The sequence below is a fragment of the Pseudomonas sp. GW821-FHT07E12 genome, assembly GCF_058986605.1.
Map to the genome: position 1 here is coordinate 1 of NZ_JBYSVX010000032.1, position 14,237 is coordinate 14,237.

The 14,237-nt window shown below is 66.5% G+C and carries 14 protein-coding genes; 13 read left to right on the forward strand and 1 reads right to left on the reverse strand.

Going from position 1 to position 14,237, the window contains the following annotated elements; all coding sequences use genetic code 11:
- Nucleotides 1-183: 183 nt before the first annotated feature.
- Entirely contained in the window at nt 184-753 is a 570-nt protein-coding gene (locus AC3WJE_RS16005; protein ID WP_493731813.1) for a cytochrome b, read from the reverse strand.
- Nucleotides 754-978: 225 nt separating this feature from the next.
- On the opposite strand from AC3WJE_RS16005, the gene AC3WJE_RS16010 reads away from it, so the two are divergent.
- From AC3WJE_RS16010 to AC3WJE_RS16070, 13 genes are all read left to right on the forward strand, one after another.
- Nucleotides 979-1,395 carry a sugar 3,4-ketoisomerase gene (locus AC3WJE_RS16010; protein ID WP_493731814.1) on the forward strand — a complete coding sequence of 139 codons (417 nt, stop codon included), beginning with the start codon at nt 979-981 and terminating at the stop codon, nt 1,393-1,395.
- Nucleotide 1,396: 1 nt separating this feature from the next.
- A complete protein-coding gene (locus tag AC3WJE_RS16015) occupies nt 1,397-2,062 on the forward strand; it encodes an acetyltransferase (RefSeq protein ID WP_493731815.1) in 666 nt (221 codons plus the stop codon).
- A gap of 7 nt (nt 2,063-2,069) precedes the next feature.
- Nucleotides 2,070-3,023 carry a hypothetical protein gene (locus AC3WJE_RS16020; RefSeq protein ID WP_493731816.1) on the forward strand — a complete coding sequence of 318 codons (954 nt, stop codon included), beginning with the start codon at nt 2,070-2,072 and terminating at the stop codon, nt 3,021-3,023.
- On the forward strand, nt 3,010-3,942 hold the full coding sequence (locus AC3WJE_RS16025; protein WP_493731817.1) for a GNAT family N-acetyltransferase: 933 nt from the start codon (nt 3,010-3,012) through the stop codon (nt 3,940-3,942). The genes AC3WJE_RS16020 and AC3WJE_RS16025 overlap by 14 nt, the downstream gene beginning before the upstream one ends.
- Nucleotides 3,942-5,072 carry a DegT/DnrJ/EryC1/StrS family aminotransferase gene (locus tag AC3WJE_RS16030; RefSeq protein ID WP_493731818.1) on the forward strand — a complete coding sequence of 377 codons (1,131 nt, stop codon included), beginning with the start codon at nt 3,942-3,944 and terminating at the stop codon, nt 5,070-5,072. Before AC3WJE_RS16025 ends, AC3WJE_RS16030 begins: the two co-directional genes overlap by 1 nt.
- Nucleotides 5,069-6,322: an O-antigen translocase gene (locus AC3WJE_RS16035; RefSeq protein ID WP_493731819.1), complete on the forward strand. Its 1,254-nt coding sequence runs from the start codon at nt 5,069-5,071 to the stop codon at nt 6,320-6,322. The genes AC3WJE_RS16030 and AC3WJE_RS16035 overlap by 4 nt, the downstream gene beginning before the upstream one ends.
- A complete protein-coding gene (locus tag AC3WJE_RS16040) occupies nt 6,319-7,269 on the forward strand; it encodes a glycosyltransferase (protein WP_493731820.1) in 951 nt (316 codons plus the stop codon). Before AC3WJE_RS16035 ends, AC3WJE_RS16040 begins: the two co-directional genes overlap by 4 nt.
- Complete coding sequence (locus tag AC3WJE_RS16045; RefSeq protein ID WP_493731821.1) at nt 7,266-8,429, forward strand: hypothetical protein; 1,164 nt, start codon at nt 7,266-7,268, stop codon at nt 8,427-8,429. The genes AC3WJE_RS16040 and AC3WJE_RS16045 overlap by 4 nt, the downstream gene beginning before the upstream one ends.
- A complete protein-coding gene (locus AC3WJE_RS16050) occupies nt 8,426-9,277 on the forward strand; it encodes a Wzz/FepE/Etk N-terminal domain-containing protein (protein WP_493731822.1) in 852 nt (283 codons plus the stop codon). The genes AC3WJE_RS16045 and AC3WJE_RS16050 overlap by 4 nt, the downstream gene beginning before the upstream one ends.
- Before the next feature lie 665 nt (nt 9,278-9,942).
- A complete protein-coding gene (locus tag AC3WJE_RS16055) occupies nt 9,943-10,776 on the forward strand; it encodes a class I SAM-dependent methyltransferase (protein WP_493731823.1) in 834 nt (277 codons plus the stop codon).
- Between the two features lie 4 nt (nt 10,777-10,780).
- Complete coding sequence (locus AC3WJE_RS16060) at nt 10,781-11,998, forward strand: amidohydrolase family protein (RefSeq protein WP_493731824.1); 1,218 nt, start codon at nt 10,781-10,783, stop codon at nt 11,996-11,998.
- The gene (locus tag AC3WJE_RS16065; RefSeq protein ID WP_493731825.1) at nt 11,995-12,693 is read left to right on the forward strand and encodes a class I SAM-dependent methyltransferase; all 699 of its coding nucleotides are present in this window, start codon (nt 11,995-11,997) and stop codon (nt 12,691-12,693) included. Before AC3WJE_RS16060 ends, AC3WJE_RS16065 begins: the two co-directional genes overlap by 4 nt.
- A gap of 23 nt (nt 12,694-12,716) precedes the next feature.
- Complete coding sequence (locus tag AC3WJE_RS16070) at nt 12,717-14,228, forward strand: B12-binding domain-containing radical SAM protein (protein WP_493731826.1); 1,512 nt, start codon at nt 12,717-12,719, stop codon at nt 14,226-14,228.
- Nucleotides 14,229-14,237: the final 9 nt, after the last annotated feature.

Below are 14,237 nucleotides of genomic sequence, written 5' to 3' on the forward strand. Positions count from 1 at the left end.
GGCCATCAGTCCCGACGGGCTTTATCGGCAAAGCGTCGGGACTGATGGCCCGAGGCCACCCAGAGTCCCTCCCACAAAAGGCCGATCGCACCGGCCCACAAAAAGCAGATCGCACCGGCAGCGGGACGACGTCAGAGGTCATCGCCCATCCCGAATGCGAACAGAGCCAAAAAGAGCGCGACATCAGCTGCGCCTGCGCGTCGGCAACATGTCGCGCAGCACGCGGTCGCGGCGGACGAAGTGGTGCCACAGCGCGGCGCCGACATGCAGCGCGACCAGCGCCAGCAGCACCCAGGCGGCATCGAGGTGCCAGGCCTGCAGCGTGTCGGCAAGATCCGGATCGGGTTCCACCAGCGAAGGCAGCACCAGGCCGAACAGGTGCACCGGTTTGCCCAGCGCATCGCTCAGCGCCCAGCCGAGCAGCGGCAGCGACAGCAGCAGCGCGTACAGGGCGATGTGGGTCAGTGCCGCTGCGGCGCGGATCATCCAGCCCGCACCTTCCACACCTGGCAGCCGGCGCATGCGCAGCCGCACCGCGATGCGCAGGCAGAACAGCGCAAGCACCAGCAGGCCGAAATGACGATGGCCTTCCAGCAGCCATTGCCGCAGGGCGCGGCCACCGACCTCGCCGCGGATCAGGATCAAGGTCGCGGCCGCGACCAGCGCGAATGCGGTGAGCCAGTGCAATGCGACCAGCGAGCGCGGTTTTGCGCTGCGGGGGAGGTCGTCGGGAGCAGGGTTCGATGGCGTCATGGGCAGGGGATGTCCGGTCCGGTGCTGTCGCGATGAGGGGCGTTGCGGCGGATGCAATCTCCGCACGCAGGAGCCCTGCGTATCCCTGGGTGCCGCGTGGCCGGCGAAAGGTTGCATCGACGGCTCACCGCATTGCGATGACGCATCGAAGGCAACCTTCGATCCGGCTGCCGGCACTCAGACGGACAGAGGCTTCCTCCCGGAGGGCCGCAGGCAGGTCAGGTCATGGCAATCGAACTCATCCAGCTGAGCATGCACGGCGACGATCGGGGCCAGCTCGTCGCCCTGGAGCAGGAGCGCAACGTGCCCTTCCAGATCCGGCGCGTGTACTACCTGTTCGCCACCCGGCAGAACGTGCACCGTGGCCAGCACGCGCACCGCCACCTCAACCAGCTGGTGGTGGCGCTGCATGGCTCGGTCACGTTCCTGGCCGACGACGGCCACGGCCCGATGGAGGTGGTGCTGGACGATCCCACGCGCGGCCTGCTGCTCGGCGGCATGGTCTGGCGTGATCTGTACGACTTCAGCGAGGACTGCGTGCTGATGGTGCTGGCCGATCAGGTCTACGACCCGGACGACTACATCTTCGACTACGACGAGTTCCTGCGCGAAGTCCACGGCGTCCAGCGCCAGGAGGCCTGAGGTGGGCAGGCCCCTGGTGTTGGTCGGCGCAGGAGAATTGGCCCAGATCGCCCACGAATACTTCACCCACGACAGCGATTACGAGGTCGTGGCCTTCAGCGTGGAACGCGAATACATCGCCGCGCCGACCCTGGCAGGCCTGCCCGTGCTCGCCTACGAGGATCTGGAGCGCGTGCATGCACCGGACGAGGTGGAGGTGTTCGTCGCCATCCCGGCCACCGGGCTCAACCGGCTGCGCACCCGTCTGTATCGGGACGCCAGACAACGTGGTTATCGCTGCGCGCGCTACATCAGTTCGCGCGCCTTCGTCTGGCGCAATGCCGAGATCGGCGAGAACAGCTTCATCTTCGAAGGCAACGTCATCCAGCCGTTCACCCGCATCGGCGACAACTGCATCCTGTGGAGCGGCAACCACATCGGCCACCGCACCGTGGTGCACGAGAACACGTTCATCGCCTCGCATGCGGTCGTGTCCGGCTACTGCGAGATCGGCGCCGGCAGCTTTGTCGGCGTGAACGCCGCCTTCAACGATGGGGTCAAGGTCGCTGCCGACAACGTGATCGGTGCCGGCGCACTGGTCACGCGCGATACCGAGCCCGGACGCGTCTACGTCGGCTCGCCGGCGCGCGCGGTGCCGGGTCGTTCCAGTCTCGACGTGAAGCTCTGAGGCGCGCGTGTTCGATTGGGTCAAGCAGGGATTGGTGTTCGATGTCGCACGGCACGGCGTGGGCGGCTGGATGCGCCATTCGGCGCTGACGCCCACGCCCTGGCGGCTGGACGCGGACACCTTGCGCATCTATGCCGGTTTCCGCGATGACGAAGGTGTCAGCCGCATCGGCTACGTCGACGTGCGCGCCGACGATCCTGCCGCGATCGTGCGGGTCAGCGCCCAACCGGTACTCGATGTCGGCCGTGGTGGCTGTTTCGACGACAACGGCATGATCCTGGGCGATGTGGTGCAGGGGCCGGATGGCCTGTACCTGTTCTACGTCGGCTTCCAGCGCGTGGCACGGGCCAAGTTCCTGGCCTTCACCGGGCTGGCGGTGTCGCACGACGGTGGCGAGTCGTTTCAGCGCCGGCAGGAAACGCCGATCCTCGATCGCGCGCCCGGACGCAGCACCATCGCCGCGGTGCATTCGGCGCGCTACGAGCATGGCCGCTGGCGGCTGTGGTACGCGATCGGCGACGACTGGGAGCAGATCGGCGGCACGCCATTTCCGCGTTACCACATCCGCTGCGTGGAGACCGCCGATCCTGGTGCGATACCGCGCGAGGACCATCCCTGCCTGCTGCCGCAGGGCAGCGAGTACCGCATCGGTCGGCCACGCGTGTATCGCCTCGGTGATCGCTATCTGATGTATTTCACGCGTGGCAACACCACCGGCGAGTACTTCCCCGGCCTGGCCGAGAGCGAGGACGGCGTGCACTGGCAGCGTCGCGACGAGGCGCTGGGGCTGACGCTGTCCGGACAGGGATGGGATGCACGCACGCTGTGCTATCCGGCATTGATCCGGCACCGCGACCGGCTGTTGATGTTCTACAACGGCAACGACATGGGCGTGGACGGATTCGGTGTGGCGACGGCCGAGCTGCCGTTGCACGCGCGAGGCGACGATGTTTTCGGTTAGGCCGTATACGCCTGCCGATGCGACGGCCTGGGATGCGCTGGTCGCAGCGTCGAGGAATGGCAACCTGCTGCATCGGCGCGGCTACATGGACTACCACGCCGAGCGTTTCGTCGATGCCTCGCTGATGGTGGAACGCGACGGCGAAATACTGGCGGTGCTGCCGGCCAGCGTCCGTGGCGATAGCGTCGTCAGCCATGCCGGACTGAGCTACGCCGGGCTGATTTCCTCGCCTGCGCTGCGTGTCGGCGCGACGCTGGCGGTGTTCGAGCAGATCGCCGGGCACTATCGCTCGCAGGGATTCGCGCGCCTGTTATACAAGGCCATTCCGCACGTCTTCCACGCCAGTCCGGCCGACGAGGATCTGTACGCGCTGCATCGCCTCGGCGCGCGCCTGTGGCGCCGCGACCTGTCCTCAGCGATCGCGTTACGTGAGCCGGTGCGGTTCACGCCGGAGCGCAGGCGCTCGATCGCCAAGGCCAGGAAAGCCGGCCTGAAGGTGCAGGTCGGACAGGATCTGGCGCAGTTCCACGCGTTGCTGACGCAGGTGCTGGAGCGGCATGGCGCCACCCCGACCCACAGCCTGGCGGAACTGCGATTGCTGCAAAGCCGCTTTCCCTCGCAGATCGTGCTGCACGAGGCGCGTGCTGATGGCGAGCTGCTGGCCGGGACGCTGGTCTACGACTTTGGCCGTGTCGTGCATACCCAATACCTCGCAGCGTCGGATGAAGGGCGGCGCGTGGATGCACTCAGTCTGTTGCTGGCCGAGCTGATCGAACAGGTCTACGCGCAGCGCGAGTACTTCAGCCTCGGCATCTCGACCGAGGACGAAGGGCGCGTGCTCAATCAAGGGCTGGTCGAGCAGAAAGAGCGCTTCGGCGCACGCGCGATCGTGCACGATTTCTACGAGTGGACGTTCTGATGGACGTCGCCGTCGCCGAAGTGCCGTTTCTCGACCTGCGCGCCGCGCATGCGCGCTACGCCGACGAGCTGAAAGCGGCGGCGGCGCGGGTGATCGACTCGGGCTGGTATGTGCTGGGCCAGGAGCTGGAGGCGTTCGAGCATGAGTTCGCCCGCTATTGCGGCGCCGCGCATGCGATCGGCGTCGGCAATGGCCTGGATGCGCTGTCGCTGATCCTGCGCGGGTATCGTGAACTGGGCCAGTTGGCGGATGGCGATGAGGTGATCGTACCCGCCAACACCTTCATCGCCAGCTTCCTGGCCGTTACCGAGAACCGTCTGGTGCCGGTACCGGTCGAGCCCGATCCGGTCACGTTCAATCTGGATCCCGCACGGGTGGAGGCCGCGATCAGGCCGCGCACCCGCGCGATCATGGCGGTGCACCTGTACGGGCAACTGGCCGACATGGCCGCGTTGCGCGCGCTGGCGGACCGGCACGGATTGCTGCTGATCGAGGATGCCGCCCAGGCGCACGGCGCATCGGTGGCGGGTCGTCGTGCGGGCGCGTTCGGCGATGCCGCCGGTTTCAGTTTCTTCCCGACCAAGAACCTGGGTGCACTCGGCGATGGCGGTGCGGTGACGACCGGCGATGCACGCCTGGCCGAGCGGATCCGGGCGCTGCGCAACTACGGCTCGGACATCAAGTACCGGCATCTTTTCCCGGGCGTCAACTCGCGCCTGGACGAACTGCAGGCCGCGCTGCTGCGGGTGAAGCTGGCACACCTCGATGCGGAGATCGCGCAGCGGCGTGACGTGGCGCGCCGCTATCGCGATGGCATCGGCAACGCACAGATCGGCTTGCCCTCGGTGACCGCCGAGGACGCGCACGTGTGGCACCTGTTCGTCGTGCACAGCGAGCGCCGTGACGACCTGCAACAGCATCTGCAAGCGCTCGGCATCCACAGCCAGGTGCACTATCCGGTGCCGCCGCATCGACAGCCGGCCTATGCCGCATCGTTGGGCGGCCTGCGGCTGCCGATCACCGAGCGCCTGCATCGGCAGGTGCTGAGCCTGCCGATGGGGCCGGCGATGGACGCGGCTGCGGTGCAGCGGGTGATCGATGCCTGCCAGACGTTCGGAGACGCGGCATGAACGTGCTGCGCAGCGGCGTCTATACCGGCATCGGCACGGCGGCGCGCCTGTTCGCGGCACTGGCGGTGGTCAAGCTGGTGGCCTGGTTTGCCGGGCCGGAAGGCGTTGGCCGACTCGGGCAGTTCATGAGCCTGATGTCGCTGCTGGCAGTGCTCGCCGGTGGTGGCATCGGTCCAGGCATCGTCAAATACGTGGCCGAATATCGCGACGATACGCCCCGGCTGCTGCGCCTGCTCGGCGCGGCACTGGCTTATGCAATCTGCGCCGCCGTGCTGATGGGCGTGGCGACGCTGCTGTTCAGCGGCGAGATCGCGCAGCGTCTGCTCGGCGACTCGCATTACCAGCGCCTGATCGTACTGCTCGCGCTGGCCCAGATCGGCATCGCGCTGCTCAACTACATCCTGGCCGTGGTCAACGGTTTCATGGACGTGCGCCGGCTGGCGTTGATCCAGGTGGCCGGATCTGCCATCGGCGCGGTCGTGGCCGCGATCGCGGCGTGGCGTTATGGACTGGAGGGCGCGCTGTTCGCGCTGGTCGCAGGCCAGGTGCTGTGGCTGCTGGTCGGGTTGCCCGCGCTGTGGCGCAGCCCTTATTTCCAGCGCGGCATGCTGCGCATGCGCTTTGATCGCGAGATGACCGGCAGGCTCGCAGCGTTCTCGGTGATGACGTTGGTGTCGGCGCTGCTGCCGCATCTGGTCGGCATCGCGGTACGCGACCATCTCGCGGCTCGCTTCGGCTGGGAGCAGGTCGGTTACTGGCAGGCGGTGAGCAAGGTCTCCGATGCCTACCTGCTGTTCCTGACCTCCGTCATCAACGTGTACTACCTGCCGAAACTGGCATCGCTGCGCGACCACGCCGCACTCGTGCAGGAACTGAAGACCGCCTATCGCTATTTGATGCCGTTGGTGATCGTGCTGGCTGCCACGGTCTACCTGTTCCGCGATGTGGTGACCCGGCTGCTGTTCAATGCCGATTTCGCCGCGGCCGACCCGCTGTATGGCCCGCAGCTGATCGGCGACGTGATCAAGATCGCCTCGTTCCTGCTCTCGTACCTGATGCTGGCCAAGGCGATGACGCGGCTGTTCGTGGTATCCGAGTGCGTGTTCGCCGCCAGCTATCTGGGGCTGGTGTATGTCTTCACCGACCGCTTCGGGTTGGTCGGCGCGATGTACGCCTTCGTCGTCAATTACGTGCTGTACCTGGCATTCAACGTGGTGGTGGCGCGGCGCTATCTGGGGGCGACGGCATGAGTCTCCGCACGTCGGCAGGCGGGGAAGCACGGGTGCCGCTGGTGTCGGTGCTGATCCCCGCCTACAACCACGAGCACTTCATCCTGCGCTGCCTGGACAGCGTGCTGGAGGACCCGTATCCGCACAAGGAGATCGTCGTCATCGACGACGGCTCGACCGATGCGACCGCCCGACGAATCGAAGACTGGATCGCGCTGCATGGTCATGCGGTGCCAGTGCGCTACCGGCGGCGCGACAACCGCGGCATTGCCGCCACGCTCAACGAAATGATGTCGCTGGCGAGCGGCGAGTTCCTGCGTCTGGGCGCCAGCGACGACTATCTGCTCCCCGGCGGTCTCGATGCGCAGGTGCGTTACCTGCGCGCGCACCCGGGCAAGGCGGCGGTATTCGGCGACGCCATCGTCGTCGATCGCGACGGCGACCTGCTGCACGCCAGCAGCATGCGCGACCTGTATGGCGTGGACAAACGGCTCTACCTGTCAGAAGAAGGCATCCGCCGCGCGGTGATCAGCCACTGGGCGGTAAGCGGGGCGGTCACCTTGCTGCGGCGTGCGGCGCTCGATCCGCGCGCGGGATGGAGCGAGGAACTGCGCATCGAGGACTGGGATTTCTTCCTGCGCCTGGCCGCGTGCGATGCACTCGGCTTCATCGACGTTCCGGTCTGCGCGTATCGCCTGCACGGCGGCAACGTCAGCAAGAGCGCGAACGTCGCCACCCGCATCGCCAATCTCGCCGAATCGCGACAGGTGGCGCTGCGGCGCGCCGAGCTGTTCGAGGAGCCGTACCGCACGCTGCTCAGGTCGCAGGCGCATCGGATCGCCGCCAAGGTGGCGTTCCTGCGGCGCCGTCCTTTCGAAACGGTCCTGCATCTGGCGATCCATGCCTGGCTGGCGCTGCAGGTACGGTGGTGGCCGGCGACGGGCGCACGCGCCGCGAGGCCGGCATGAAACAGCTGCTGCGCCTGCCATCGAGCTACCTGGGTCTGCCGATGCTGCTCAGTTGTGGCCTGACCCTGCTCAGCTACGACCTGCCGCCGGACTATCTGGCCGGTGTCGCGCTGCTGGCGGCAGCGGCCGTCGCAATCGTGGTGCTGGACCTGATGCTGGGCATCCGCTTGCCGACGCTGTCGCGGTTCCGCGCGCGCCGTTACGCGGGCACCCGCGAATCCTTCATCGCGCTGGCCTTCGCCGCAGTGGTGGTGCTGTTCTGCGTACTGGACGTGGCGTTGTTTCCGATCCCGATCCTCACCGATCCGTCGTCCTACGCCACGCTCGATCCGCTGCGTTCGCATGTGCGGCACGTGTCCAACATGTGCTGGGTGCTGCCGCCGATCGGCCTGCTGTGCGCGCGCAACCGCACGCTGCGCAACCTGCTGATCGCGGTTGGCTTCCTGTTTCCGGTGCTGGTGATCGACCGCAACCGGATCTTCGCCTCGCTGTTCTCCTTCGCCCTGCTGATCGTGCTGCGCCGGGACGAGGCGCGTCCGCTGCCGTGGAAGACCATGGCGCTGTTGCTGCTGGCCGGGGCGGGCGTGTTCTCGGGGTTGGGCATGCTGCGTTCGGGCTCGCTCGATTCGGTGACGCTGCCGTTCAGCGACGCGTACCGCGCCGCGCCGCAGGGCATCAAGTGGCTGCTGCTCTATATCAGCGCCGGCCCGTACAACTTCGCCGCGATCCTGGCCAAGGGTTACGAGAACGCCAGTTTCCTGGTGAACCAGCTGGTGCCGATGAGCGGCTCGATCGCCACCGCCGGCACCGACATCCCGCTCGACGCGGCGAACATCAATGTCGGCACCGAGTTCTTCCCGTTCCTGATGGCCTGGGGCGCGCCCGGTGCGTTGGCCGCATTGCTGGCGCTGTACGCCGCACTGCTGTGGAGCGTGCGCCGGCTCGGCATCGCGCTGTCGCTGTTCCCGCTGCTGATCTTCCTGCGCATCGCCTATGCCGGCCTGATGTCGCCGTTCGCGCCGCAGGCGTTTACCTGGACCAACGCCGGCTTCATCGGCATCTGCCTGCTGCTGCACGCCGTCACCGTCCTGCTGCCGGATCGCAATGCCGGCCTGCGCTCCGCATTCCCACCCACTCCCGCCACGACCGAATCGCGATGAAAGAACAACAAGACGACATCTACCTGATCGACATGGCGCGGACGCTGATCCGTCAATGGCGCTGGTTCGTTGCGGTGCTGGCGGCAGTGCTGGTGCTGACGTTCGCGTTCGTATCCCTCTCCAAACCGCAGTGGGAGGCGACCGCCTGGATCCAGGTGGGCGAGTTCGGCCCCACCCCGGCCGGTCGCGACCCGAAGATCGAGCCGTTCCAGCGCACCATCGAGCGCATCCAGACGCGTGGATTCCAGGACGATGTGCTTGCCGGGCTGGGCTTGCCGTTGAATGGGCGCAGTGCCGCGCTCTATCGCAAGAGCCTGAAATTGTCGCCGGATCCTTACGCCAATCTGATCGAGCTGAAGGTGCGTGCGGATTCACCGCAGATGGCCCGCAAACTGGTGATGGGTACCGCTGATCGCCTGCGCGAGATCCATCGCGGTCTTGGTGCGCAAGCGGTGGCGCTGACCCAGGCGCGCCTGCAGACGATCAGGAGTGAGCTGGCTTCGACGATGGCCGAGCGTGAGCGCTGGTTGCGTCAGGTGAACGGTGAGGGTGCGCCGGCGGGACGTGCCGATGGCGAGGGCCGGATGGTGGCGGGGATGTTGTTGTCGGAGAAGGAGGGGGTGATTCGCGGGTTGAAGGCGGAGATCGATGATCTGACCGTGCGTCTGACGCCGCGCTACACCTACGAGACTTCGCTGCCTTGGCCGATCCATCTGCCGGATCGGCCGGTGTCGCCTAATCCTGTGTTGGCTTGGGGGGTGGGGGTGTTGTTGGGGGGGGCTTTGGGGGTGGGGGTTGCGGTGGGGGCTGATGCTTGGCGGCGTCGGCGGGTTTTGCGGGTGGTCTGAGGTTTTTTGGGGAGGGAGTCGCTCTGTCTGTCGTCGTCCCCGCGTAGGCGGGGACCCAGCGACTTCCGCACCAGTTCTCTACCGTTCTCGCTATCTCTCTACCGTCATCCCCGCGAACGCGGGGATCCATGGACGTTGCTTCTAGGTTTGAGGTTGCAGTGACGGCAACAGCAACAGCAACAGCTTTCGCTCCTTCGGAGCGAGTCACCTTTCTTTGCTCGTGCAAAGAAACGTAACCCAAAGAAACACGCCCCAGTCCTCGCGCCCTTCGCTGCGCTACGGGTGCACTGCGCCAGCGGGATTTTCTGACGCGGCATCCATGCCGCGGCAGAAAACGACGTGCATCCATGCACGTCGCCCTTCGGGTTTTTCCCGCTGGCTCCGTCGCTGCGGATGGGGGCCCCGGGAAGGTCAAAAGCCACGGCCACGGCAAAAGCTAGGGCCAAAGCCGAAGCCAAAGCCAAAGCCAAAGCCAAAGCACAGCCCTTCACCTGCCTGTTCACGTTGGGCGATCTGGCATCCCAAATACCCAGAGCACCAGACTCAACCAAATCGCGCTTCATCGGCACTCACCTGTAGAAGAATGCCGCCGCCCGGTGCGGCATTGCCGCCCGTGGAGAGCGCATGTCACAGTATGAAATGAATTCGATGGCCGAGGCACGCTGATGGCCTCGCCAGATGTGCGCCACGATGCGCTGGACGGGTCGCAGTTGCTGGAAACTCAGCGCGCTTTCGACAGTGTGGCGGTGGACTACGATGGTCCGCGCGGCAACAACGCGTTGATCCAGCGTATGCGTACCACGCTGTGGGATACCGTCGCCGCCAAGCTGCCGGTCGGGTCGCGCTTGATCGATCTCGGTTGCGGTACCGGGTTGGACGCACATGAACTCGCCCAGCGCGGTTATCACGTGTTGGCGACCGATTGGTCGCCGAACATGGTCGAGCGCACACGTCAGCGTGCACAGGCTGCGCAGCTGGAATTGCGACTGATGGCGGCGCATGTCGGTATCCAGCAACTGGATCAGATCGAGGGCGAGTTCGACGGCATCTATTCCAACTTCGGTCCGTTGAACTGCGCTCCGGACCTGTCGGCGGTGGCCGGGCAGTGCGCGCGTCTGGTACGGCGCGACGGTCACCTGGTGTTCTCGGTGATCGGCCGGATCTGCCCCTGGGAGCTGGGCTATTACTTTGCACGTGGGCGCTTGCGGCGTGCGGCGGTGCGGGCCGCGCGGGGCATGACGGCGGTGGGCATGAACGGTCATACGATCTGGACGCGTTACTACCTGCCGCGCGAGTTCCATCGCGCGTTTTCAGAGCATTTCGTGCTGGAAAGCCATCGCGCACTGAGCCTGTTCCTGCCGCCGCCGTATCTGGTGGATCTGTACGAGCGCCATCGTGCATGGGGCGAGCGGTTGGGTCGGCTAGATGATCGCCTGGGTGCACTGCCGCTGCTGCGCGCGATGGGCGACCACTTCCTGATCGTGATGCGCCGGCGCTGAAAACGTGACCGTGCATGCCGCCAATGCCGTCTGCCTGGAGGGCGCACGCGTGCTGATGCCGGGTGGTGCTGCGCATGCATCGCTGACGGTGCGCGACGGTCGCCTTGATATCGCATCGGGCAGGGCGGATGCACCTATCGACCTGAGCGGACATCTGGTCCTGCCGGGATTGATCAACGCGCATGAGCACCTGCATGTGAATGCCGTGCCGCCGCTGGCGCAGGGCGCGCCATTCCCCAACAGCTATGCGTGGATCGAGGCCTTCCAGGCTCACTTCAGCGATCCGCAAGTCGCCGCCGCCTTGCGTGTGCCCAAGGCACTGCGCCTGCGCCATGGCGGGCTGAAGAACCTGCTCGCCGGTGTCACCTGTGTGGTCCACCACGACCCTTGGCATCCGGCGCTCGACGCGGCCGATTTCCCTGTCGCGCTGCTGCGCGACTTCGGCTGGAGCTACGCGCCGGGCTGGCCGGATTACGGTCCGCCGGTGCGCGAGAGCTTTGTCGGCACCCCATCCGAACGACCCTGGGTGATCCATCTGGCCGAGGGCACCGACGCGGTTGCGCGCGCCGAGCTGGCGGCGCTGGATCGATTGGGCTGCCTCGCATCGAACAGCGTGCTGGTCCACGGCGTCGGCCTGGATGAGCGCGATATGGATCGCATCATCGAATGCGGCGCCGCGGTGGTGTGGTGTCCTTCCAGCAACCTCGCATTGCTGGGCCGCACGCTCGATCCACGCCGGTTGCACGCGGCCGGTCGATTGACACTGGGCAGCGACTCGCGCCTGAGTGGCGCGCGAGACCTGCTGGAAGAAGTGCGCGTGGCCGCCGCGTGTGGCGGGCTCGACAGTACCGCGTTGCTGCAACTGGTCACCTCTCGCGCCGCCGCCGTGTTGCGCCTGCCCCAGCACGGAAGCCTCGTCTCCGGCGCCCCAGCCGATCTGGTGATCGTCGCCGATCGTGGTGGCGCCCCGGCTGACAGTTTGATCGGATTGAGCCGCGCCGAGCTGCGTGCGGTGGTGCGCGATGGATCTCCGCGCATCGCCGATCCGGACTTCGCCGGCTGGTTCGAAGTCGCCGGTATCGAGACGGTGCGCGTCACGCTCGACGGACGCCCCAAGCTGCTCGCCAAGGCCTTGGCCGATCCCGCGCTGCTCGCGATGGAGCCCGGTCTGGAATTCGACAACGCACACATCGGCATCGAGTCGGCCGGAGTCGCGGCATGAACCACACGCCGGTGCTCGATCCGGAACCCGCTTATGCGCTGTGGGCCGCGAGCTATCCGGCACATGCGCACAATCCGGTGATGCAGGCCGAGGAGCGCGCGATGCTCGCGCTGATCCCGGACGATCTGCGCGGGTACGCAGTGCTCGACGCCGGATGCGGCAGCGGGCGCTATCTGCGGCATGCCGCAACACGCGGCGCACGCCAGCTGACCGGCGTGGACCTGTCCGCGCCGATGCTGGCGCGCGCCGAGTCCGAACTGGCCGCGTTGCGCATGCACGCCGAGCTTTCGCTGTTGCGCGGTGATCTGGCGGCAATGCCGGTAGGCGATGCGCAGGCCGACCTCACCATCAGCGCAATGGCGATCGGCCATGTCGAACACCTCGCCCCCGCGCTCGCCGAACTGCATCGCGTCACTCGCCCCGGTGGTCTGGTGGTGTGCAGCGATTTCCATCCCACCGGACACGCGCTCGGCTGGTTGCGCGATTTCAAGATCGACGGGCATCGCTACGCCGTACGCCACACGCCGCATCTCTACAGTCACTGGCACGCCGCCTGTGCATCGCTGGGATTCGCCATCGAGGCAGTGACCGAGCCGATGCTCGACCCAGTCGACATTCCTACCGGCGCGCACTTCGATCACGCCGCCCTGCAGGTTCCGGTCGCACTGGTGTTCCGGCTGCGTCGCCTACCGTGAGTACCGCCACGATGTTTCCACCCATGACGCCGATGGCCAACACGTTGCTGGTCAATCCGACCATCACCTCGCGCAGCAGTGCGCGTTTCCCGTTGGCGCTGCTCAATCTGGCAGCGGCGCTGGATCGCGACGGCGCGAGCCGGATCGTCGACGGCAACGTCGATCACGACTTCATCGAAACCAGCCTGCAGGCACTCGCGGAAAGCCATTACGACGCAGTCGGCATCAGCGTCATGGGCGGGCCGCAGCTGGCGCCGTCGATCGCGCTGTCCGAGGCGATCCGCGAGCGCTTCCCGGCCATGCCGATCGTCTGGGGCGGCTATTTCCCGACGCTCTACACCGATACCGCATTGGCCGCGCCCTATGTCGACTACGCGATCCGCAGCCAGGGCGAGGAAACGCTGTCCGCACTGGTGGCCGCATTGCGAAACGGTGGATCGGCGCTGGCCTCCATCGACGGCCTGTCGTGGAAGCACGACGGCACGCACGTGCACAACCCCGATCGGCGGTTCTCGCGCGGCGATCCGGCGCTGGTATTGCCGTACGACAAACTCGGTGACCCGCGCGACTATCTGGCGCGCACCTTCCTTGGTCGCCGAACCGCCGCGCACCAGGCCGCGCTGGGTTGCCGCTTCCGCTGCACCTTCTGCGGCGTCGCGGCGATGTTCGGAGGTGCTACCGCGTTGCCCACCGCACAGCGCCTCGAACGCGAGCTGGGCTATCTCAAGCACGGCCTGGGTGCCGATTCGATCCAGTTCTTCGATCACAACTTCTTCGACCGCGAAGTGGAGATGATCCCGCTGCTGGAAGTGATGGCGCGGCTGGAACTGCCGTGGTGGTGCTACGCCCGCGCCGACGCGCTGCTGAACCTGTCCGAGAGCACCTGGAAGCTGGTGCGCAAGAGCCGGCTGCGCATGGCCTATATCGGCGCCGAGTCGCCCAGCGGCGCCATGCTCAAGGAGATCCGCAAGGGCACCCGGCCCGACCAGACCCTGGAAGTGGCCGAACTGTGCCGGCGCAACGGCGTGATCCCGGAGCTGTCGTTCATGGTCGCCCCGCCGGAGAACACCGAGGAGGAAACCGAGCGGACCTTCGACTTCATCCGCGAGATCAAGCGCATCAATCCGCAGTCGGAGATCATCGTCTACGTCTACACGCCGCTGCCGGAAAGCAGTCGTCACGAGAAGGATCGCGGCAAGCGTCCCGCCCGCCCGATGCTGGACCTGCATGGACAGCCGGTGGCGTTCCCGCACACGCCGGAGGAGTGGACCGAGCAGCGCTGGGTGGATTACGCCTGCCACGCCGATGCGCCCTGGGTCAGCGACGACCTGCGCCGGCGCATCCGCGATTTCGTCACCGTGCTGCGCTGCCGTTATCCGACCGTGCAGGACCTGCGCTCGCCGCGCTGGGTCAAACACGGATTGAGCACCATGGCGGCGTGGCGTTATCGCTTTCGTCGCTACGACCGGCCGTGGGAACTCGATCTGGCCGACCGGCTGGTGCGCCTGCGCCGCCCGCAAGTATCCGGGCTTTGACGCATGGCC